Consider the following 21,770-nt stretch of genomic DNA (forward strand, 5'->3'; position numbering starts at 1 on the left):
GCCTTCGCTTCTTTTCTCGCGGACCCTTTTTCTCGCGGACGACATCCTTGGGGGGATCTCTTCATGCGGACCATACGGCTGCGCGCCGCCCTGCCCGCCCTCGCCGGTGCGGCGCTGCTCACCGGCACCCTGCTCAACACCCCGGCCCAGGCCGCCGGGGGTGTGAAGATCTACCACGTCTGGTTCGACAGCCCCGGCTCGAACAACCGCTCGAACACGAGCCTGAACGGCGAGTGGGTGCAGATCAAGAACACCGGCGGCTCGGCGGTCCCGCTCAAGGGCTGGGTGCTCAAGGACGCCTCGAACCACCGGTACGTCTTCCCGAACATCAAGATCGGCGCCGGGAAGTACCTGAAGATCCACACCGGCTCCGGCAAGGCCACCACGTCGGACAGGTACCAGGGCCGCCGCGCCTACGTCTGGAACAACGACAAGGACACGGCCACGCTGACGAAGGCGAGCGGCGCGAAGGTCTGGTCCTGCTCCTGGACGACGCGGGATCCCAGCGACAAGTACTGCTGACCCGGTACCACTAGTCGCCGTACGGCCGCCGGGCGTTCTCGTGTGTCGAGGGCCCGGGGGTCGCGTCGGCGATCCACGGCCCGTCCTGCGACGGGTCCACGATGCCCTCCTCCAGCCAGGTGTAGGCGCCGCCGAGGACGCCCTTGACGACCTTGCGATCGAGGTCGTCGGTGTTGGTCCACAGCCGCCCGAACAGCTCCTCGACGCGGATACGGGCCTGGCGGCAGAAGGCGTCGGCGAGCTGGTACGCCTCCCGGCCGTGCTCGTCGCGGGTGCGCAGCCGCTCGGCCCGTACGCAGGCCGCGCTCATCGCGAACAGCTCCGCGCCGATGTCCACGATCCGGCCGAGGAAGCCCTGCTTGGTCTCCATCCGGCCCTGCCAGCGGGACATGCCGTAGAAGGTGGCACGGGCCAGCCTGCGGGACGTGCGCTCGATGTAGCGCAGATGGGTGGACAGGTCGACGCCGTGCCGGAACTCGCCGTAGGAGCCGGGCAGTTGGCCGGGCCCGGCGACGAGCTTCGGCAGCCACTTGGCGTAGAAGACCCCGGCCTGCGCGCCCGCTTTCGCCTTGTCGGAGAGGGACTTGGCCGGATCGATGAGGTCGCCGGCGACGGAGAGATGGGCGTCCACGGCCTCGCGGGCGATCAGCAGATGCATGATCTCCGTGGAGCCCTCGAAGATCCGGTTGATGCGCAGATCGCGCAGCATCTGCTCGGCGGGTACGGCTCGTTCGCCGCGCGCCTTGAGCGACTCGGCCGTCTCATAGCCGCGGCCGCCCCGGATCTGGACCAGCTCGTCGGCCATCCGCCAGGCCATCTCGGAGCCGTAGAGCTTGGCGAGGGCGGCCTCGATGCGGATGTCGTTGCGGTCCTCGTCGGCCATCTGGGACGACAGGTCGAGCACCGCCTCCAGGGCGAAGGTGGTCGCCGCGATGAAGCTGATCTTCGCGCCGACGGCCTCGTGCAGGGCGAGGGGCTTGCCCCACTGCTCGCGCTCCGCCGACCATTCACGGGCGATTTTCAGACACCATTTGCCGGCACCGGCGCACATCGCGGGCAGCGAGAGGCGGCCAGTGTTGAGGGTGGTGAGCGCGATCTTCAGACCGGCGCCCTCGGGGCCTATTCGGTGGCCGGCCGGTACCCGCACCCGATGGAAGCGGGTCACGCCGTTCTCGATGCCGCGCAGCCCCATGAAGGCATTGCGGTGCTCGACGGTGATGCCCTCGGAGCCCGCCTCCACGACGAACGCGGTGATGCCGCCCTTGTGCCCCTCGGACTTCGGCACCCGCGCCATGACGACGAGCAGATCGGCGACGACGCCGTTGGTCGTCCACAGCTTCACGCCGTCGAGAACATACTCGTCACCGTCCGGTACGGCGGTGGTGGCGAGCCGCGCCGGGTCGGACCCGACATCGGGCTCGGTGAGCAGGAAGGCGGAGATGTCGCTGCGCGCACACCGCGGCAGAAATGCCTCCTTCTGCTCCTCCGTGCCGAACATCTTCAGCGGCTGGGGCACGCCGATCGACTGGTGGGCGGAGAGCAGGGCGCCGACGGCGGGGCTCACGGAGCCGACCAGGGCGAGGGCCTTGTTGTAGTACAGCTGGCTGAGGCCGAGCCCGCCGTACTTCGGGTCGATCTTCATCCCGAGGGCGCCGAGTTCCTTCAGCCCCGCCACGACCTCGTCGGGTATGCGCGCCTCCCGCTCGATCCGCGCGGAGTCGACCTCCGCCTCGCAGAAGGCCCGCAGCTTGGCCAGGAACTCCTCACCGCGCCGTACGGACTCCTCACCGGGCATCGGATGCGGATGCACCAGATCGAGCCGGAACCGCCCCAGGAACAGCTCCTTGGCAAAACTTGGCTTGCGCCAGTCCTGCTCCCGCGCGGCCTCCGCGACCTGGCGGGCCTCATGCTCGGTGACGGTGCTGCGGTTCTGGGTGGGAGCGGTCATGGGGCTCACCTCGCCGCGAAAGGGGACGGCCGGGGCTGGTGGCCACCGACCGGTGCTACTGGGTCGTTCGTACCCGAATCGGACGCCGGGCGCCACCCCTCGCGCGGGGCCTTGAGCCGGTCGGGTGGCAGGCGGCGGGACTCGTCCGGCCTGCGTCTCACACACGGTTGATCAGCAAAAACGGGCCGTGCCAGCGGATCTGCGTCCGATGGCGCGGCCCGTCTCCCGTCCCTACGTCAGACGGTGCGCTCCGGAGCAGGCGCGGGCTGCGGGACGGGGGCGCCCATGGGCTGGGGGGCGGCCATCGGCTGCGGCGCGGGGGCGGCCATCGGCTGCGGGGCGGGCGTCGCCTTCCGGCGCGAGAGCGAGCGGAAGAAGTTGACGATGACCATGACGGGCAGGATGAACGCCTTGAAGAACACGATGTACGTGCCCCCCTGGAAGATGAACCCGAGGTAGATGCCGTAGCCCATGAACCCGAGACCGGCGATCACGTTGAACGCCCGCCAACCCTTGCTGAGACCGCTGGCGTTGATGACACCCAGGATCAGCATCGCGGCGCCGCTGATGAAGAGCAGGACGACGTACCAGGAGAAGAGGGGCTCAGCACCGAAGTCGAGGTTCACGTAAATCCCTTGAAGAAAATGTGGACGGCCCGCGAATGCGGACGGCGCACACTACCCAGGTCGCGCACGCTCTCGCCACGCACTTGTGAACGCAAGATCCAGCGCACCCGGGCAGCCTTCTCGGTGAACCGTCTCCTCAAATGAGGGCGAAGTACCGTATGGCACCACCGGATCCGCCTCCGCCGGAACCTCCAGCACACCCCGAGGCCCACAACCGGTGATCCAATCGTTTCCCGTTCGTGGCCTGTTCGGCCCCCGCGGCCATCGGTCACACGAGCCGGGGGGACACGGAACGGCCGGTGCCCCCGCACAGTGGGCACCGGCCGTTCCGGTTCGACCTGTTGGTCGCAGGTCGGTTCATGTGACCTGTCGGCAGGTCAGAGCGCGAGGCCCGTCAGGACGAGGACACGCTCGTAGGTGTAGTCCTCCATCGCGGAGCGGACACCCTCGCGGCCGACACCGGACTGCTTGGCGCCGCCGTAGGGCATCTGGTCGGCGCGGTAGGACGGGACGTCGCCGATCACCACGCCGCCGACCTCAAGGGCGCGGTGGGCGCGGAAGGCGGCCTGGAGGTCGTGGGTGAACACGCCCGCCTGGAGGCCGTACTTGGAGTCGTTGACCGCGGCGAAGGCCTCGGCCTCGCCGTGCACCTTCTGCACGCTGAGGACCGGTCCGAAGACCTCCTCGCGGGCGAGGGTGACATCCGAGGGCAGGTCGGTGAGGACGGTCGGCGCGTACGAGGCGCCGTCGCGGTCGCCGCCGGTGAGCAGCGCGGCGCCGGCCTCCACGGCCTCCTTGACCCAGGACTCCACGCGCTTGGCGGCGTCCTCGCTGACCAGCGGGCCGACATCGGTCTTCGGGTCGTTCGGGTCGCCGGTGACCTGGGCCTCGACGGCGGCGACGATGCGCGGCAGCAGCCGGTCGTACACCGGTGCGTCCACGATCACGCGCTGCACGGAGATGCAGGACTGGCCGCCCTGGTAGTTGGAGAAGGTCGCGATGCGGTTCGCGGCCCAGTCCAGGTCGGCGTCCGAGGAGAAGTCGCCGAGGACGACGGCCGCGCCGTTGCCGCCCAGCTCCAGCGTGCAGTGCTTGCGCGGCACCGAGTCCATGATCGCGTAGCCGACCTTCTCGGAACCCGTGAAGGAGATGACCGGCAGCCGCTCGTCCTGGACCAGGGCGGGCATCTTGTCGTTGGCGACCGGCAGGATCGACCAGGAGCCAGCCGGCAGCTCGGTCTCGGCCAGCAGCTCGCCGATGACCAGGCCGGACAGCGGGGTGGCCGGGGCCGGCTTGAGGATGATCGGGGCGCCGGCCGCGATCGCCGGGGCGATCTTGTGGGCGCACAGGTTCAGCGGGAAGTTGAACGGCGCGATGCCGAGCACGACGCCCTTCGGGAAGCGCCGGACCAGCGCGAGCCGGCCCTCGCCGCCGCCGTCGGTGTCGAGGCGCTGGGCCTCGCCGCCGTTGAACCGGCGGGCCTCCTCGGCGGCCCAGCGGAACACCGAGGCGGCACGGCCGACCTCGCCGCGGGCCCACTTGATGGGCTTGCCGTTCTCGGCGGAGATCAGCCGGCCGATCTCCTCGGTGCGCTCGACGAGGCGCTTGGCCACGTGGTCGAGGGCGGCGGCCCGTACGTGCGCGGGGGTGGCCGCGAACTCGTCGCGGGCGGCGTACGCGGCGGCCACGGCCTCCTCGACCTGGGCGTCGGTCGGCACGCTGACGGTGCCGACGAGCCGGCCGTCCCACGACGAGGTGACGTCGAAGGTGGTCTCACCGGTGACCTGGCGGCCGGCGAGCCAGAAGGCGTGGGTGGAAGTCATGTGCGATTCCCGGCCTTTCCGCGTTTGGGGGCGTCCTTGGCTTTCGTGCTCCACGGTAGGACGGCGGGGGCCGGGGGTCGCTTGTCCGTGCCGTAGCAGTAGGCGCGACGGGCACTACTGATTGGACTACTACTTCGGTTACTGGTCGGTCGAGGTGGCCTTCAGCGCGAGCCACAGCTCCATGCGTACGTCGGGGTCGTCCAGCGAACGCCCGAGGATCTCCTCGACCCGGCGCATCCGGTAGCGCAGCGTGTGCCGGTGCACGCCCAGGTCGGCGGCGGCCGCGTCCCACTGGCCGTGCCGGGAGAGCCAGGCGCGCAGCGAGGCGACCAGGTCGCCGCGGCCGGTGGCGTCATGCTCGTACAGCGGTCGCAGCAGCCCGTCGGCGAACGCCTTCACCGCGTCGTCGGCGAGCAGCGGCAGCACGGATCCGGCGGCCAGCTGCTCGTGCTCGACCAGGACCCGGCCGCGGCGCCGGGCGACCGACAGGGACTGTTCGGCCTGTTTGTAGGCGGCCGCGGCGGCGATCGGGCCGGCCGGGGCGGACAGTCCCACGACGATCTCGTCCTCCTCGGTTGCCGCGCGCTCGGGGCTGGTGCGGGCGGCCTCGAGGTCGGCGGCCCAGGCGACGCAGGCAGCGACCGCCGCGCCGCCGTCCGCGGCCAGTGCGACGAGCCGCTCGCCCTCCGGTACGACCAGTACCGCCTCGCCGGAGCGCGCGGCGGCGGACTCCAGGGCCTCCGCGAGGGTGCCGAGCCGGTCGCCGCCGGTCGCGGTGGCCCGTGCGCCGGGCAGCGAATCGGCGACGATCATCCGGAACGGAGCGTCCAGCAGTCCGCCGTAGAGGTCGCCGGCGACGGCGCGGGCGTGGTCGGGTTCCCCGGCGAGCAGCATGCGCAGCACGGCGGTGCCGATGCGCTGCTCGGCGGCGTGCAGGGAGCGGGAGCGCTCGGTGGTGAGGGTGAGCAGGGCGATGGCGGAATGGACCGCGTACCGCTCGGCGGTGCCGGGGGCGGCGGCGGTGCCGACGGCGAGGGCGGCGCGGGGGCGGCGGCCGGTGCCGAGGGAGTGCAGTTCGACGCGGTCCTCGTGTTCGGGTCCGCCGACCACGGAGGAGGCGGGGGCGGGCCGCTCCCTGAGCCGTTCCACCTCGCCGGTGAGGCGGGCGGCGCGGCGGCCGGCCCAGTCGGGGGCGGCGGCGACGACGGTGCCGGAGGCGTCGTAGAGCGCGGCCCAGCCGTCGACCTGGGCGGCGAGGGCGGTGAGCAGGCCCTCGGGGCCGGAGTTCAGGGCCTGCTTGGTCAGCTCGCGCTGGGCGGCGAAGCCGGCGGTGACGGCGCGGTACTGGTCGGCGGCGATGGCGGCGGAGACGGCCTTGCTGATGGCGAGGAAGGGGGTGCGGCGGGGGACTTCGAGCAGGGGCAGGGGTTCGTCGGCGCAGGCGTCGACGAGGGCCTTCGGGATCTCCTCGTAATTGACCCCGACGGCGAACCCGAGGCCGACGACACCCGCGCCTGCCAGTCTCCGCACGTACCGGCGCATGGCCTCCGGGTCCTCGGCGTCCAGCTTGAGCGCGGTGATCAGGAGCAGCTCGCCGCCCTCCATGTAGGGCACGGGGTCGGCCAGCTCGCTGACGTGGGCCCAGCGCACGGGCACGTCGAGGCGGTCGGCGCCGGCCCGGACGGTCAGCTTCAGCGCCGAGTGGTGGACGAGCGAGGCGAGCGTCGGGGGCATGGTGCCTTCACGGTGACGGAGATCTGTCTTGGCCGACACGTACCAACGGCCTTCCCCGATTCTGCCTCACCGTACGGTCCCCCGCTGGCCGCTTCACGCCCTGAGATCCACCAACAACGGCGGCGCGTGCTCCCCCCGCACACTGGTCAACGACAACACCGCGTGCCCGGCCGGAACCGCGTGCGCCAACTCGGAGGCGGACCAGCGTTCGCGTTCTACTTGGCGGACGGTGACGGCCTCTGTGGTCACCGCCTTGCCGGTGACCAGCTTGCGCAGGGCATGGATCGCCCGGGTCATCGGCTGGTCGGCGAACACGGTGTGCCGGGCCACGTCCCGGGTTTCCACCCACTGTGTGCCCCAGGCCTCCGCGAACCTGCCGCCGTCCCAGGTGGTGACCCCGGAGAAGGCCATCCGGCAGCCGACCGCCGCGTACAGCGGCCCGTGCAATGCCTCGGGGACGTCCCCGACGGTGCGCAGGGCGAGCACCACGCCCGCATTGCGGGAGCGCAGGCGCTGCATGCGCCGGACGGACTCGGCCGTCACCGCGCCCGTGGCGTCGTCCAGGACGAGGCAGACGAAGTGGTTCCGTTCACCGGCCGTCGCCACGGCGCCGAACTGGGCGAGCACCAGCCGGGTGATGATCCGGGACGCCTCTTCGTGTCCACGGTCCGGCACGTCGATACGGACCCGCAGTGGGTGGTGGGCGACGGCGCGCAGCGAGAACGGTCGGGCACTCCCTGCGCCCGCGCCGAAGAACTCCGCGAACGCCGGGCGGACCAGCAGGGCGAGCCGGTCGGCCAGGATCGGGCCCGGGTCGCCCGCGCTGCCCGCCTGCCGGAGGCGCGCATCGAGTTCGCGGCGCATCACCGTGTGCTCGTCCGCCGCGAGCGCCACCCGCAGCGCGTCAAGGGCCGAGGGGTCGCCCTCCAGCAGTTCCCGCAGCTCGGGCAGGGCCGGGAAGCGTCGGTGCACCGCCTTGAAGGGGCCGAGGAGCTGGGCGAGCGCGGTGACGGCACGCTGTCCGCTCACCGTGTCCAGGTCGCCGGCCAGCCCCTCCGCAAGGAAGGCGGCCGCCTCGTCCGGATCGTCGGAGTCCGCGTACGGATCGAGGTCGTGCACCGACGCGGGGTCGCCGAGTCGTACGACGACATCGAAGCCGGAGTCGGGGCCGAGCGGGGTGCCCGCGGCGCACACGGCGACGACGGCACACTGCCCGGCGAGCGCCTGAAGACCGAGGGACTCGACGACCGGCCGGATCAGATGACGGGTCTTGCCGGAGCCGGAGGGCCCGACGGCCAGCAGGGAGGTGCCCAGGGTGTCCGGTGCGAGGGCCGCACCCGCGCCGCCGTAAGCGAGCGGGGTGCGCTCGCCTGCCACCCACTGCCCGAGGCGCACCTGCCCGGCGAGCAGGTCGTGCCGGGCGGTCCGACCCGGCAGGTCGCGAGCCCCAGAGGGGTGGGTCCAGGCGGCGCCGGCCTCGCGCAGCACCGTGTCGGTGAAGGACGACAGCCGTGCCTGTGCCCGTGCCATGGTCCACATATGGCCGACCCTGGCGCAGTCCACGTCGTTCATCCGGCCGGTGTGCACCTCGGTGGTGAGGAGGTCCGCGGCCTGGTGCTGGCCGGCTTCGCGCAGTTCGGGCCACTGCGACGGCCGCCGCTCGGCAGCGGTCTGCGTGGGCCCCTCGGCCTTCGCGCGCTCGCGCGCGGCGAGCTTCTGCCGCGCGAAGGACCACCAGCCGCCGATCCTGGCGAACGGCCACAGCACCAGCAGGGTGATCAGCGCGTACAGGGTGTCGGTGAGCAGCACCGATGCGAACACGTCATAGCTGCCTGTGATCAGGACGATGAGGGAGAACAGCGGGTCCTGAACGGGCAAGGCGTCCCAGCCGACACCGAAGGCCTTGGGGAAGACGAAGGACAGCGCGATCAGGGCGCCCAGGGCCGCGATGAGGGCACGAGCGGGCTGGGGGCGGCGGGTGACGACATGCCGGACGATGTCGCGCCAGCTGCCCAGGCGCGCCATGGCGTAGACGAGGATCGCGAAGAACACGCCGTCGGCGACCGTCATCGCCTCGGCGCCCTGGTAGCCCTTCGGTGACGTGGTCCCCGCCCACCACCAGCCGTCCGGGGTGAGCAGCTTCAGGACCGCCCACTGATAGGGGATGCTGCCGTGCCGCCACAGCGACCACACCAGGAGCCCCGCCGCGAGGGGGACGAAGAAACCGACGATGGTGACGGGCGCCAGGCGCTGTTCCTGACGGGCGGCCTTGGGCTGCCGGTAGCCATGACGCCAGATGCCCGGCTCGGCGGCCGGGCGCGGCTCATCGAGCCAGTCGGCGACCGGGGAACGCGGATGCGGGGGCTGCGAGGCGGAGGAGGCCGGCGGCAGCACGCTGGGCGGTGTTGTCGGCCTCGGTGGCACTCCCGTCGGTTCCGGTGGGCGGGTCGGACGGGGTACCGGGCCCGGCTGGGTTCTGCGAGTGTTGTGGGTTTCGTCGTTGTGCATCCGCCCTGCCCCCTGACCAGCCGATCCGTCCACCGTCAGCGAGCAATCTAGTGCCTGAGGAGGGGAGTTAGGGGGTTGCGGGGCCGTAGAGGGGCACCGCGGGGGCCGGACGGTCGTACGCTCGCTATGTCCACCGCGGACAACCGCGGCAGCGCACAACGCCCACATGGAGCATGCCCACCTCCCCACACCCGTCTTAGCCTGCGAGAAAAGAAGGCAAGCGTCCGTAATACCCCCAGGAGCCCCGCATGACCGCACTTCCGCAGGAGCGCCGCGTCGTCACCGCCATCCCCGGCCCGAAGTCGCAGGAGCTTCAGGCCCGCCGCACCGCCGTGGTCGCCCAGGGCGTGGGCTCCACGCTGCCGGTCTTCGTCACGCGCGCCGGCGGCGGTGTCATCGAGGACGTGGACGGCAACAGCCTGATCGACTTCGGCTCCGGTATCGCCGTGACCAGCGTCGGCGCCTCCGCCGAGGCCGTCGTACGCCGTGCCTCCGCCCAGCTCGCGGACTTCACCCACACCTGTTTCATGGTCACCCCGTACGAGGGCTACGTGGCCGTCGCCGAGGCGCTGGCCGAGCTGACGCCGGGTGACCACGCCAAGAAGTCCGCGCTGTTCAACTCCGGCGCCGAGGCCGTCGAGAACGCCGTGAAGATCGCGCGTGCGTACACCAAGCGGCAGGCCGTCGTCGTGTTCGACCACGGGTACCACGGGCGCACCAACCTGACCATGGCGCTGACGGCGAAGAACATGCCGTACAAGCACGGCTTCGGCCCGTTCGCGCCCGAGGTCTACCGCGTCCCGGTCGCCTACGGCTACCGCTGGCCGACCGGTGCGGAGAACGCCGGCCCCGAGGCCGCCAAGCAGGCCATCGACGAGATCAGCAAGCAGGTCGGCGCGGACAACGTGGCCGCGATCATCATCGAGCCGGTGCTCGGCGAGGGCGGCTTCATCGAGCCGGCCAAGGGCTTCCTGCCCGCGATCCGCCAGTTCGCCGCCGACAACGGGATCGTCTTCGTCGCGGACGAGATCCAGAGCGGGTTCTGCCGCACCGGTCAGTGGTTCGCCTGTGAGGACGAGGGCATCGTCCCGGACCTCATCACCACCGCCAAGGGCATCGCCGGTGGTCTGCCGCTCGCCGCGGTGACCGGCCGCGCCGAGATCATGGACGCGGCGCACGCCGGTGGCCTGGGCGGCACGTACGGCGGCAACCCGGTCGCCTGCGCCGGTGCGCTCGGTGCCATCGAGACCATGAAGGAGCTCGACCTCAACGCCCGGGCGAAGCGCATCGAGGAGGTCATGAAGGAGCGCCTCTCCGCCATGGCCGAGAAGTTCGACGTCATCGGCGAGGTCCGCGGCCGCGGCGCCATGATCGCCATCGAGCTGGTCAAGGACCGCGCCACCAAGGAGCCCAACCCGGAGGCCACCGCCGCGCTGGCCAAGGCCTGCCACGCCGAGGGCGTGCTGGTCCTGACCTGCGGCACCTACGGCAACGTGGTGCGCTTCCTGCCCCCGCTGGTCATCGGCGAGGACCTGCTGAACGAGGGTCTGGACGTCGTCGAGCAGGCGCTCGCCCGTATCTGAGATCCGGGTCCGGACCCGTATCCGGGATTCCGGATTTCCGGCTGCGGCAGGCCGTGTGAAGAAGGTGTGCGGGGTACATGTCGGGACGGGAATCCGCCTGCCCAAGCGCCTCGGCCTGCCGTAGGTTCTACCCAGATGAGAGATACACCCCGTCCACGGGGGACCGTGGGCGACCTCAGGCCGAGGCCTCCCCAGCTTCGACCTGGTCGTGCCTTCGCGCACACAACCGGCGCCTGACGCCGGGATCTCCTCACCGATCGGACGGTCGCCGCCCCAAACCCCCCGGGGCGTGCGACGTTCCGGTCCGGACGGCCGCCCCGTGACCACCCCCCCTGTTCCGGGGCGGCCGACCTCCTTCTCCGGGCCCACTCACGCATTTAGGGCCCACGCACGAATACGGCCCCGGTACGGCCCCTCGCGCACCCGCCTGCCAAGCTGGCCCCCGTGTCGCACCCCGTCCGCCGCGCCCTGCTCCTCGGCATCCCGGCCCCCGCCGTCCTCTTCCTGCTGATCACCTGGCAGGTCGTCGGCCACGGCCCGCTGCTGCGCGCGGACGCCCGCCTCAGCCGGGACCTGGTCCACCCGGACGGGTTCGCGCAGTTCCTCTCCGACCTCGGCGATGTCCAGGTCGCCGTCCCGGTCCTGCTCGTCGCCGCCGGGTACGCCCTGTGGCGCGGGCGCGGCGCCGGGCACGCCCGCTGGTGGCTGCCGCCGCTCACGGCCGCCGTCCTGATGGCGCTGCTCCCGGCGCTCGTGGTGCCGCTGAAGGACTGGATCGCCCGGCCGGGGACCCCCGTGGTGCCCCCGGCCACCGGCTACTTCCCCTCCGGGCACACGGCGACGGCCGCCGTGGCCTACGGCTCCGCGACCCTCCTGCTGCTGCCCTGGCTCCGCTCCCGCACAGCCCGCCGCAGCGTCATCGCGCTCTGCGCGGTCCTGGTCCTGGGCGTCTCGTACGGCCTGGTCCGGCACGGCTACCACTGGCCGCTGGACGTGCTGGGCAGCTGGTGCCTGAGCGCGGCCCTGCTGACCGCGCTCGGCGCGCTGCCGGGGCTCAGCCGAAGTAGCCGTCGAACGTCTTCTGGAACTCCCAGTTCGAGTAGCGGTCCCAGTTGATCGACCAGGTCATCAGGCCGCGCAGACCCGGCCAGGTGCCATGGGTGGTGTACGAGCCGCAGTTGGTCTTCTTCGTCAGGCAGTCCAGGGTCTTGGTGACCTCGGACGGGGCGACGTAGCCGTTGCCCGCGTTGGTGGAGGCGGGCATGCCGATCGCGACCTGGTCGGGGCGCAGCGGCGGGAAGACGTTGTTCGGGTCGCCGGCCACCGGGAAGCCGGTGAGGAGCATGTCGGTCATGGCGATGTGGAAGTCGGCGCCGCCCATGGAGTGGTACTGGTTGTCGAGGCCCATGATCGGGCCGGAGTTGTAGTCCTGGACGTGCAGCAGGGTGAGGTCGCCCCGCAGGGCGTAGATCACCGGGAGGTAGGCGCCGCAGCGCGGGTCCTGGCCGCCCCACTTGCCGGTGCCGTAGTACTGGTAGCCGTTCTGCACGAAGAAGGTCTCCGGGGCCATCGTCAGCACGAACTTCGCGCCGTACTTGGCCTTCAGGGTCTTCAGCGCGGAGATGAGGTTGACGATCACGGGCGTGGTGGGGTTCTTGAAGTCCGTGTCACTGGTGTCCAGGGACAGCGAGTGGCCCTCGAAGTCGATGTCGAGGCCGTCGAGCCCGTAGGTGTCGATGATCTTCGAGACGGAGGAGACGAAGGCGTCCCGGGCCGCCGTGGTGGTCAGCTGGACCTGGCCGTTCTGGCCGCCGATGGAGATCAGCACCTTCTTGCCGGCCGCCTGCTTGGCCTTGATCGCCGCCTTGAAGTCGGCGTCGCTCTCCGCGTTCGGGCAGTCGATGACCGGGCAACGGGTGAACTCCACGTCCCCGGAGGTCGGTGAGGTGGGCTCGGCGAAGGCCAGGTCGATGACGTCCCAGCTGTCGGGGACGTCCGCGAGACGGGTGTATCCGGAGCCGTTGGCGAAGCTGGCGTGGAGGTAGCCGACGAGGGCGTGGGCCGGGAGACCGGCGGAGCCGCCGCCACCCGGGTCGCCGCCCGAGCCGCCGGTGCTCGTGGTCACCACCACCGCCGCCGACTTCGCGGACTCCCCCGCGTCGTTGACCGCCGTGATCTGGAAGCTGTACGCCGTCGATGCGGTCAGCCCCGTGACGGTGGCCGAAGTCCCGCTCGCCGACTGGACCTTGACGCCGTCGCGGTAGACCGCGTACCCCGTGGCGCCGCTCACCGCCGACCAGGACAGGGCCACGGACGAGGAGGTGACGGAGAAGGCGGTCAACCCGGCCGGTACGGCGGGCGGTTGGGTGGTGCCGCCGCCCCCGCCGGGGCCGGTGAGCGAGAGGTCGTCGGCGTCGTAGGCGCCTGTGCCGTACCAACCGTGGGTGTACACCGTGACCTTGGCGGTCGAGGGCCCGGTGGTGAAGGTGGTGCTCAGCTTCTGCCAGTCCGGCGCCGACTGGGTCCAGGTGGTGACATCGGTGGTGCCGGTGCCGCTCGCGCCCAGGTAGACGTACGAGCCCCGGACGTAACCGGCCAGCGTGTACCGGGAGTTGGGCTGGACGCTCACCGTCTGGGCGCACTGGGCGTCGTCGCTGCCGGCCGGGGTGGCCTGGAGTGCCGAACTGCCGCTGTGCACAGGTGAGTTGACGGTCGTACCGGAGGAGGCGGAGCAGGTCCAGCCGGAGAGGCCGGACTCGAAGCCGCCGTTCTGGAGCACGTCCGCGTCGGCCGCACGGGCGGCCGACGAGAGCGCGGTGAGGCCGGGCACGGCGAGGGCCGTGGCCGCGAGGAGGGCGAGCAGGGGTCTGGAGCGGTCCACAAAGGCCTCCGGGCAGGGGGGAGTTGGAGGGTGGAACGGCACTCAATTTGGTCCAGACCAATCCTGGTGTCAAGACATGCGCGCTACCCGTCCTCCCCCGCTCCCAGCGCCAGCCGTGCCGCCGCCTCGTGCATCGCCAGTTCCAGCAGCGCCGCGTCAATCAGCGTGCCGGAGCCGTCCGGCGGCACCAGCCAGCGCACCCCGCGGCTCGCCCGGCCCGGATGCGGTACGACGATCCAGGTGCCGTTCCCCGCGGCGCGCACCCCGGTGCCCAGCCAGCGCTCCGCGGTGCCCGGCGCCACGAAGAACCCGATCCGGTTGTCGCCGAAGTCGGCGAGCACCGGGCCGGTCCTGCCGAGCATCCGGGTCAGCACGTCCAGCGTCGGGTGGCCCAGATGGGCCGGCAGGATCAGCACGTCCCAGGCCCGGCCCGCGGGCAGCAGCGCGACCCCGTGCGGATTGCGCTCCCACTCCCGGCGGCACCCCCGGGGGTCCGGTGCCACGGATGCCAGCCACGCCACCGCCGCCTTCGTCCCGCCCATGCGCAGGCCTCCCGCTCTCCTCGGTGCGCGACGCGCTCGCGTCGCCTCGAAGGGAGAGAGGGAGGCCGTACCGGAGCATTACGCGGGTTCCGGGACCCTCGGGGGTGACCTGGGTCACGCGAACTAGCTGTCGAAGCCCAGGCCCAGCTTGTCCATCGTGCGCAGCCACAGGTTCCGGCGGCCGCCGTGGGCGTCCGCACGGGCCAGCGACCACTTGGTGAGGGCGATACCGGTCCAGGCGAACGGCTCCGGCGGGAACGGCAGCGGCCGCTTGCGCACCATCTCCAGCTCGGTGCGCTCGGTGCGCTCGCCGTCCAGCAGGTCGAGCATCACGTCCGCACCGAAGCGGGTCGCGCCGACGCCGAGGCCGGTGAAGCCCGCCGCGTACGCCACCTTGTCCTGGTGGGCGGTGCCGAAGAACGCCGAGAAGCGGGAGCAGGTGTCGATCGCGCCGCCCCAGGCGTGGGTGAAGCGGGTGCCCTCCAGCTGCGGGAAGCAGGTGAAGAAATGCCCGGCGAGCTTGGCATAGGTCTCGGGGCGGTCGTCGTACTCCGCCCGGACCCGGCCGCCGTAATGGTGGACGGCGTCGTAACCGCCCCACAGGATCCGGTTGTCGGCGGACAGCCGGAAGTAGTGGAACTGGTTGGCGCTGTCGCCGAGCCCCTGCCTGCCCTGCCAGCCGATCTGCGCGAGCTGCGCCTCGCTCAGCGGCTCGGTCATCAGCGCGTAGTCGTAGACCGGGACGGTGTACGAGCGCACCCGGCGCAGCAGGCTCGGGAAGATGTTGGTGCCGAGCGCGACCTTGCGGGCGCGGACGGCGCCGTACGGGGTGCGGACGGCCATCCCGGCGCCGTACTGCTTGAGGGTGAGCGCGGGCGTGTGCTCGTACACCCGCACCCCGAGCCGGACGCACGCCTGCTTCAGGCCCCAGGCGAGCTTCGCGGGGTGCAGCATGGCGACGCCCCGGCGGTCCCACAGGCCCGCCTTGAAGGTCGGCGAGTTCACCTCGGCGCGCAGGGCGGCCTCGTCCAGGAAGTCGACGCCGTCCGCCAGGCCCCGCTCCTGGAGCTCCTTGTGCCAGTCGCGCAGCTCCGCGGCCTGGTAGGTCTCAGTGGCCACGTCAATCTCGCCGGTGCGCTCGAACTCGCAGTCGATGCCGTGCCGGGCGACGGCCGCCTCGATCTCGTCGAGGTTGCGCCGGCCCAGCTCCTCCAGCTTGTGGATCTCCGCGGGCCAGCGGGTCAGCCCGTTGGACAGGCCGTGGGTGAGGGAGGCGGCGCAGAAGCCGCCGTTGCGGCCGGAGGCGGCCCAGCCCACCTCGCGGCCTTCCAGCAGGACCACGTCCCGCTGCGGGTCGCGCTCCTTGGCGATGAGCGCGGTCCACAGTCCGCTGTAGCCGCCGCCGACGACCAGCAGATCGCAGGTCTCGGAGCCGGTGAGGGCGGGCTCGGGCGCCGGCTTGCCGGGGTCTTCCAGCCAGTACGGGACCGGCTGGGCTTCGGAGAGAGAGGAGATCCAGTTGTCTTGGCCACGACTCATGGCGCTTGGGGCCATGATTTCAACTCCCTACAGAGATTTTTCGCGCTTTTCGGCGGTGCGTTTTTTCGCTGTGCGATTTTTCGCTGTGCGCTTGTTCGGCTTACGCCTTTTGACTGTTACGGCGATTGTTGATCAGCATCGACACGAGCACCAGCAGCACCGCGAGAAGGAACATCGCCGTGCCGATCACATTGATCTGAACGGGCGTTCCGCGCTGTGCCGAGCCCCAGACGAACATGGGGAAGGTGACGGTCGAGCCGGCGTTGAAATTGGTGATGATGAAATCGTCGAAGGAGAGCGCGAAGGACAGCAGCGCGCCCGCGGCGATTCCGGGTGCCGCGATCGGCAGGGTGACCCGCAGGAAGGTCTGCACGGGCCCGGCGTACAGGTCCCGGGCGGCCTCTTCCAGGCGCGGGTCCATCGACATCACACGGGCCTTGACGGCGGTGACGACGAAGCTCAGACAGAACATGATGTGGGCGATCAGGATCGTCCAGAACCCCAGCTGGGCGCCCATGTTGAGGAACAGGGTGAGCAGCGAGGCGGCCATGACGACCTCGGGCATCGCCATCGGCAGGAAGATCAGCGAGTTGATGGCGCCGCGGGCGCGGAAGCGGTAGCGGACCAGCGCGAAGGAGATCATCGTGCCGAGGACGGTGGCGCCCAGCGTCGCCCAGACGGCGATCTGGAGGCTGATGGACAGCGAGTTGCACATGTCGGCGACGCCGCACGGCTGTTTCCAGGCGTCCAGGGAGAACTGCTGCCACTGGTAGTTGAAGCGCCCCTTCGGTTTGTTGAAGGAGAACACCGTGACGATGACGTTGGGCAGCAGCAGATACGCGAGGGTGAAGAGTCCCGCGATGACGACGAGATGGCGCTTGAGCCAGTTGACGACGGGCATTTAGACCAGGTCCTCCGTCCCGGACCGGCGGATGTAGATCGTCACCATGACCAGGATCGCGGCCATGAGGATGAAGGAGAGGGCCGCCGCCGTCGGATAGTCCAGGATGCGCAGGAACTGCGTCTGGATCACATTGCCGATCATGCGGGTGTCGGTGGAGCCGAGGAGTTCGGAGTTGACGTAGTCACCGGCCGCCGGGATGAAGGTCAGCAGCGTGCCGGAGACCACGCCCGGCATCGACAGCGGGAAGGTCACCTTGCGGAAGGTGGTCGACGGCTTGGCGTACAGATCGCCGGCCGCCTCGTGCAGCCGTCCGTCGATCCGCTCCAGCGAGGTGTACAGCGGCAGGATCATGAACGGCAGGAAGTTGTACGTCAGTCCGCACACCACCGCGAGCGGGGTGGCCAGCACCCGGTCGCCTGCCGTCCAGCCGAGGAAGTTGGTGAGATCCAGGATGTGCAGCGAGTTGAGCGCGTGCACGACCGGGCCGTTGTCGGCGAGGATCGTCTTCCAGGCCAGGGTGCGGATCAGGAAGCTGGTGAAGAAGGGCGCGATCACCAGGATCATGATCAGGTTGCGCCAGCGGCCCGCGCGGAAGGCGATCAGATAGGCCAGCGGGTAGCCGAGCAACAGGCACAGCACGGTGGCACCGGCGGCGTAGAAGATGGACCGCAGGAACTGGGGCCAGTACTCGGAGAAGGCGTTCCAGTAGGTCGCGAAGTGCCAGGTGACCTTGTAGCCCTCCTCCAGGGAGCCCGTCTGCACGGACGTGGAGGCCTGGTAGACCAGCGGCAGCGCGAAGAAGACGACCAGCCACAGGATGCCGGGCAGCAGCAGCCAGTACGGGGTGAACCGGCCGCGCTTGCGCGGGGGCTTCGCCGTCGGTTCGGCGGGGGCGAGCGGCGGGGGCGCCTCGGTGAGTGTCGACATCAGGCGGCGACCTCTTCCCCGGTGCCCGCGTCGATGGCCTGGGCCGCGTCGAGGCCGAAGGTGTGCGCGGGGCTCCAGTGCAGGACGACGTCCGCGCCGGGGACCAGGCGGGCGTCCCGCTCGACGTTCTGGACGTAGACCGAGAGTTCGGCGCAGGCCGGGCTGTCGATGACGTACTGCGTGGAGACGCCGATGAAGCTGGCGTCGGCGATCTTGCCGGTGAGGCGGTTGCGGCCCTCGGGGATGCTCCCCGCGTCGTCGGCGTGGGCGAGCGCGATCTTCTCGGGGCGGATGCCGACCAGCACCTTGCCGCCGGCCGGGGCGGGAGCGCTGCATCGGGCGGCGGGCAGCACCAGCTTGTCGCCTGCGGCCTTGAGCACGATGTCCTCGTCGCTCCTGGTGTCGACCTCGGCCTCGATCAGGTTGGAGGTGCCGAGGAAGTTGGCGACGAACGTGGTGCGCGGGTTCTCGTACAGGTCGGTGGGGGCGCCGAGCTGTTCGACGCGGCCGCCGTTCATCACCGCGACCGTGTCGGCCATGGTCATGGCCTCCTCCTGGTCGTGGGTGACATGGATGAACGTGATGCCGACCTCGGTCTGGATGCGCTTGAGCTCCAGCTGCATCTGGCGGCGCAGCTTGAGGTCGAGGGCGCCGAGCGGCTCGTCGAGGAGCAGCACCTTGGGGTGGTTGATCAGCGCGCGGGCCACGGCGACGCGCTGCTGCTGGCCGCCGGAGAGCTGGTGCGGCTTCTTGCGCGCCTGCTCGCCGAGCTGGACCAGGTCCAGCATGTCCTCGACCTGCTTCTTGACGCTCTTGATGCCGCGCCGGCGCAGACCGAAGGCGACGTTCTCGAAGATGTCGAGGTGCGGGAAGAGGGCGTAGGACTGGAAGACCGTGTTCACGGGCCTCTTGTACGGCGGCAGATGGGTGACGTCCTGGTCACCGAGGTGCACGGTGCCGCTGGTCGGCTCCTCCAGGCCCGCGATCATGCGCAGGGTGGTGGTCTTGCCGCAGCCGGAGGCGCCGAGCAGGGCGAAGAAGGAGCCCTGGGGCACGGTGAGGTCCAGCGGGTGTACGGCGGTGAAGGCGCCGTAGGTCTTGCCGATACCGGAGAGGCGGACGTCGCCGCTGTTGTCTGTCGTCATCGTGGTCGTCACGCCCCTGTGAGCTTGGAGAACTTCTGCTGGTAGGCGGTCTCTTCCTTCTGCGTCAGGGCGCGGAAGGGGTGGGACTTCGCCTGCATGGCCTTGTCGGGCACGATCAGCGGGTTGCTCGCGGCCGACTTGTCGATTTTGGCGAGGTAGGGAACGACTCCCTCGACCGGGCTCACGTAGTTGACGTAGGCGGCGAGTTCGGCGGCCGGCTCGGGCTCGAAGTAGTAGTCGATGAGCCGCTCGGCGTTGGTCTTGTGACGCGCCTTGTTGGGGACCAACAGGTTGTCGGTCGACGTCATGTAGCCGCTGTCCGGGATGAGGTAGCCGACGTCCGGGTTGTCGGCCTGGAGCTGGACGATGTCGCCGCCCCAGGCGACACAGGCGGCGATGTCGCCCTTGGCCAGGTCGGAGGTGTAGTCGTTGCCGGTGAAGCGGCGGATCTGGCCCTTGTCGACGGCCTTCTGGAGGCGGGCGATGGCCGCGTCGTAGTCGTCGGCGGTGACCTTCGCCGGGTCCTTGCCGAGGTCCAGCAGGGTCATGCCGACGGTGTCGCGCATCTCGGTCAGGAAGCTGACGCGGCCTTTGAGCCTGGGGTTGTCCAGGAGGTCGGAGACCGACTTCACCTCGACGCCGTCCAGGGCCTTCTTGTTGAAGGCGATGACGGTGGAGATGCCCTGCCAGGGGTAGGAGTAGGCGCGGCCCGGGTCCCAGTCGGGGTCGCGGAACTGGTCCGAGAGGTTGGCGAAGGCGTGCGGCAGATTGGCCGCGTCCAGCTTCTGGACGTAGCCGAGCCGGATCATGCGGGCGGCCAGCCAGTCGGTGAGGACGATCAGGTCGCGGCCGGTGTCCTGGCCCGCGGCGAGCTCCGGCTGGATCTTGCCGAAGAACTCGTCGTTGTCGTTGATGTCCTCGGTGTACTTGACCTGGATGCCGGTCCGCTTGGCGAACGCGTCGAGGGTGGGGTGGTGCTTGCCCGAGTCGTCCACGTCGATGTACTCGGGCCAGTTGGAGAAGTTGACGACCTTCTCGGTGGCCGAGTGGTCGTCGGCGGACACACCGCCCTGGTTCTTGGACGCGGCGGGGATGCCGCAGGCGCTCAGCGTCCCGAGTCCGCCGATCGCGAGTGCGCCACCGGCGGAGGCGCGCAGCAGCGAACGGCGGGTCAGCTCGGCCCTGGCGCTGCGGAAACTCCGGCGTATGGCGGCCTTTTCGACCGGTGTCAGGCGGTCGGGCTCGTAACTCTCCATGCGCGTGGTGGCCTTTCGGGAGGGAAGGGGGTGCCCGGTGGAGGGGACGGGCGTCTTACCCGGCGAAGCGGACCGCGGGCGGGGGCCCCGCGGCCGGGGGTCGCTCTACCGGTCCCCGAAGATCGTGCGGTGCCAGTCCTTGCGGGCCACCGCGGTGTTGTCGAACATTACGTGCTTGACCTGCGTGTACTCCTCAAAGGAATACATCGACATGTCCTTGCCGAAGCCCGAGGCCTTGTAGCCTCCGTGCGGCATCTCGCTGATGATCGGGATGTGATCGTTGATCCACACACAGCCCGCCTTGATGTCGCGGGTGGCACGGTTGGCCCGGTAGACGCTGCCGCTCCAGGCGGAGGCGGCGAGGCCGTACGGGGTGTCGTTGGCGAGCCGGATGCCCTCGTCGTCGGTGTCGAAGGGCAGGACGACCAGTACGGGTCCGAAGATCTCGGACTGGACGATCTCGCTGTCCTGGGCGGCGCCGGCGATGAGGGTGGGCCGGTAGTAGGCGCCCTTGGCCAGATCGCCGCCGGGGGCCTCGCCGCCGGTGACCACACGGGCGTAGGCGCGGGCGCGCTCCACGAAGCCGGCGACGCGGTCGCGCTGGGCGTGCGAGATGAGCGGCCCGAGGTCGGTGCCGGGGGCGAACGGGTCGCCGAGCCGCACGGTCTCCATCAGGGCGGCGGTGCGCTCCACGAACGCCTCGTACAGCGGCCGCTGGACATAGGCGCGGGTGGCGGCGGTGCAGTCCTGGCCGGTGTTGATGAGCGCGCCGGCCACGGCCCCGTTGACGGCGGCGTCCAGGTCGGCGTCGTCGAACACGACGAACGGTGCCTTGCCGCCCAGCTCCAGGTGGAGCCGCTTGACGGTGGCGGTGGCGACCTCGGCGACGCGCTTGCCGACGCCGGTGGAGCCGGTGAAGGAGGTCATGGCGACATCGGGGTGCCCGACCAGGTGCTCACCGGCCTCCCTGCCGGTGCCGGTGACGATGTTGATCACACCGTCCGGGAGGCCCGCGGCGGTGGCGGCCTGGGCGAAGAGCAGCGAGGTCAGGGGGGTCAGCTCGGCGGGCTTGAGCACGATGGTGTTGCCCGCGGCGATCGCCGGGAGCACCTTCCAGGCGGCCATCTGGAGCGGGTAGTTCCAGGGCGCGATGGACCCGACGACACCGATCGGCTCGCGCCGGACGTACGAGGTGTGGTCGCCGGAGTACTCACCGGCGGACTGCCCCTGGAGGTGCCGGGCGGCGCCCGCGAAGAAGGCCGTGTTGTCGACGGTCCCGGGGACGTCGAACTCGCGGCTCAGCTTGAGCGGCTTGCCGCACTGGAGCGACTCCGCGCGGGCGAAGTCCTCGGCGCGCTCGGCGAGCACGGCGGCGAAGCGGTGCAGGGCGTCCGAGCGCTCGCCGGGGGTGGCCGAGGCCCAGCCCGGGAAGGCCGCGCGCGCGGCGGCGACGGCCGCGTCGACGTCGTCGGTGCCGGCCAGGTCGTAGCTGTACACCTCGTCGCCGGTGGCCGGGTCGACCACGGCGTGGCGGCGCCCCGAGGTGCCCTTGGTCAGACGGCCGGCGATGAACTGAGCGCCTTCCGCGAAACGGTCCGCTGCGGGAAATCGTTCCTGGCTGGCGGTGCCCGGGTTGTGCATGTCGCTCTCCTCCGCCGATCGCCCCCGTCCCGGGGGTGGGTGGCGTAGCTCCAGCTCGATTTGAGTGCCGATCCTGACAGAGCTATACGCCTCCAACAAGTGATTCCGTTGTTGCCTTTTGGTTACGCGACGGAATCTGTCGACCAGGTGTCGAGTCGGGCGAGGAAAAGCCGGACGGAGTGTCAGTGGTG

Annotated in this window: 16 protein-coding genes; 3 read left to right on the forward strand and 13 right to left on the reverse strand. The window is 70.6% G+C overall.

The genetic code is table 11. The features are described 5' to 3' along the window. Positions 1-63: 63 nt before the first annotated feature. Positions 64-522 (forward strand): lamin tail domain-containing protein, encoded by a 459-nt coding sequence (locus HEP81_RS11730; protein ID WP_037654474.1) that lies wholly within the window; start codon positions 64-66, stop codon positions 520-522. A gap of 10 nt (positions 523-532) precedes the next feature. Here the strand turns inward: HEP81_RS11730 and HEP81_RS11735 are convergent, their stop codons facing one another. From HEP81_RS11735 to HEP81_RS11755, 5 genes are all read right to left on the reverse strand, one after another. After that, entirely contained in the window at positions 533-2,470 is a 1,938-nt protein-coding gene (locus HEP81_RS11735; RefSeq protein WP_037654477.1) for an acyl-CoA dehydrogenase family protein, read from the reverse strand. A 236-nt stretch (positions 2,471-2,706) separates the two neighbouring features. Then, the gene (locus HEP81_RS11740; protein ID WP_051850094.1) at positions 2,707-3,096 is read right to left on the reverse strand and encodes a hypothetical protein; all 390 of its coding nucleotides are present in this window, start codon (positions 3,094-3,096) and stop codon (positions 2,707-2,709) included. 377 nt (positions 3,097-3,473) lie between these two features. Continuing rightward, positions 3,474-4,919 (reverse strand): aldehyde dehydrogenase family protein, encoded by a 1,446-nt coding sequence (locus HEP81_RS11745; protein ID WP_037654478.1) that lies wholly within the window; start codon positions 4,917-4,919, stop codon positions 3,474-3,476. A 138-nt stretch (positions 4,920-5,057) separates the two neighbouring features. Further along, positions 5,058-6,653: a PucR family transcriptional regulator gene (locus tag HEP81_RS11750; RefSeq protein WP_037654480.1), complete on the reverse strand. Its 1,596-nt coding sequence runs from the start codon at positions 6,651-6,653 to the stop codon at positions 5,058-5,060. A gap of 93 nt (positions 6,654-6,746) precedes the next feature. Further along, complete coding sequence (locus HEP81_RS11755) at positions 6,747-9,161, reverse strand: type IV secretory system conjugative DNA transfer family protein (RefSeq protein WP_037654481.1); 2,415 nt, start codon at positions 9,159-9,161, stop codon at positions 6,747-6,749. 248 nt (positions 9,162-9,409) lie between these two features. Here HEP81_RS11755 and gabT point away from each other — a divergent pair, with 248 nt between their 5' ends. Then, the gene (gene gabT, locus HEP81_RS11760; protein ID WP_037654483.1) at positions 9,410-10,744 is read left to right on the forward strand and encodes a 4-aminobutyrate--2-oxoglutarate transaminase; all 1,335 of its coding nucleotides are present in this window, start codon (positions 9,410-9,412) and stop codon (positions 10,742-10,744) included. Between the two features lie 444 nt (positions 10,745-11,188). Further along, positions 11,189-11,860: a phosphatase PAP2 family protein gene (locus HEP81_RS11765; protein WP_243279394.1), complete on the forward strand. Its 672-nt coding sequence runs from the start codon at positions 11,189-11,191 to the stop codon at positions 11,858-11,860. On the opposite strand, the gene HEP81_RS11770 is transcribed toward HEP81_RS11765, so the two are convergent. The 8 genes from HEP81_RS11770 to HEP81_RS11805 form a co-directional block, all read right to left on the reverse strand. Further along, complete coding sequence (locus HEP81_RS11770) at positions 11,799-13,625, reverse strand: chitinase (RefSeq protein ID WP_037654484.1); 1,827 nt, start codon at positions 13,623-13,625, stop codon at positions 11,799-11,801. The two genes, HEP81_RS11765 and HEP81_RS11770, sit on opposite strands and share 62 nt — an antisense overlap. Positions 13,626-13,708: 83 nt before the next feature. Further along, positions 13,709-14,167, reverse strand: coding sequence for a hypothetical protein (locus tag HEP81_RS11775; RefSeq protein WP_037654485.1), 459 nt, complete (start codon positions 14,165-14,167; stop codon positions 13,709-13,711). Between the two features lie 123 nt (positions 14,168-14,290). Then, entirely contained in the window at positions 14,291-15,721 is a 1,431-nt protein-coding gene (locus HEP81_RS11780; protein WP_037654487.1) for an NAD(P)/FAD-dependent oxidoreductase, read from the reverse strand. Positions 15,722-15,806: 85 nt separating this feature from the next. Further along, positions 15,807-16,607: an ABC transporter permease gene (locus HEP81_RS11785; protein WP_037654488.1), complete on the reverse strand. Its 801-nt coding sequence runs from the start codon at positions 16,605-16,607 to the stop codon at positions 15,807-15,809. After that, on the reverse strand, positions 16,608-17,537 hold the full coding sequence (locus tag HEP81_RS11790) for an ABC transporter permease (protein WP_037654490.1): 930 nt from the start codon (positions 17,535-17,537) through the stop codon (positions 16,608-16,610). It abuts the gene before it with no gap. After that, positions 17,537-18,682: an ABC transporter ATP-binding protein gene (locus HEP81_RS11795; protein WP_037654681.1), complete on the reverse strand. Its 1,146-nt coding sequence runs from the start codon at positions 18,680-18,682 to the stop codon at positions 17,537-17,539. The genes HEP81_RS11790 and HEP81_RS11795 overlap by 1 nt, the downstream gene beginning before the upstream one ends. A gap of 8 nt (positions 18,683-18,690) precedes the next feature. After that, positions 18,691-19,938 carry an ABC transporter substrate-binding protein gene (locus HEP81_RS11800; protein ID WP_037654492.1) on the reverse strand — a complete coding sequence of 416 codons (1,248 nt, stop codon included), beginning with the start codon at positions 19,936-19,938 and terminating at the stop codon, positions 18,691-18,693. A 105-nt stretch (positions 19,939-20,043) separates the two neighbouring features. Then, positions 20,044-21,579: a gamma-aminobutyraldehyde dehydrogenase gene (locus HEP81_RS11805; protein ID WP_037654495.1), complete on the reverse strand. Its 1,536-nt coding sequence runs from the start codon at positions 21,577-21,579 to the stop codon at positions 20,044-20,046. Between the last annotated feature and the right edge of the window lie 191 nt (positions 21,580-21,770).

It is taken from the genome of Streptomyces griseofuscus (assembly GCF_014673495.1).
In the GTDB taxonomy this organism is placed as follows: Bacteria; Actinomycetota; Actinomycetes; order Streptomycetales; family Streptomycetaceae; genus Streptomyces; species Streptomyces murinus.

Coding starts and splice junctions, on each gene's coding strand:
- HEP81_RS11780 (WP_037654487.1), bottom strand. CDS start 15,721: ATGGCCCCAAGCGCCATGAGTCGTGGCCAAGACAACTGGATCTCCTCT.
- HEP81_RS11745 (WP_037654478.1), bottom strand. CDS start 4,919: ATGACTTCCACCCACGCCTTCTGGCTCGCCGGCCGCCAGGTCACCGGT.
- HEP81_RS11795 (WP_037654681.1), bottom strand. CDS start 18,682: ATGACGACAGACAACAGCGGCGACGTCCGCCTCTCCGGTATCGGCAAG.
- gabT (WP_037654483.1), top strand. CDS start 9,410: ATGACCGCACTTCCGCAGGAGCGCCGCGTCGTCACCGCCATCCCCGGC.
- HEP81_RS11805 (WP_037654495.1), bottom strand. CDS start 21,579: ATGCACAACCCGGGCACCGCCAGCCAGGAACGATTTCCCGCAGCGGAC.
- HEP81_RS11800 (WP_037654492.1), bottom strand. CDS start 19,938: ATGGAGAGTTACGAGCCCGACCGCCTGACACCGGTCGAAAAGGCCGCC.
- HEP81_RS11730 (WP_037654474.1), top strand. CDS start 64: ATGCGGACCATACGGCTGCGCGCCGCCCTGCCCGCCCTCGCCGGTGCG.
- HEP81_RS11775 (WP_037654485.1), bottom strand. CDS start 14,167: ATGGGCGGGACGAAGGCGGCGGTGGCGTGGCTGGCATCCGTGGCACCG.
- HEP81_RS11785 (WP_037654488.1), bottom strand. CDS start 16,607: ATGCCCGTCGTCAACTGGCTCAAGCGCCATCTCGTCGTCATCGCGGGA.
- HEP81_RS11735 (WP_037654477.1), bottom strand. CDS start 2,470: ATGACCGCTCCCACCCAGAACCGCAGCACCGTCACCGAGCATGAGGCC.
- HEP81_RS11790 (WP_037654490.1), bottom strand. CDS start 17,537: ATGTCGACACTCACCGAGGCGCCCCCGCCGCTCGCCCCCGCCGAACCG.
- HEP81_RS11750 (WP_037654480.1), bottom strand. CDS start 6,653: ATGCCCCCGACGCTCGCCTCGCTCGTCCACCACTCGGCGCTGAAGCTG.
- HEP81_RS11755 (WP_037654481.1), bottom strand. CDS start 9,161: ATGCACAACGACGAAACCCACAACACTCGCAGAACCCAGCCGGGCCCG.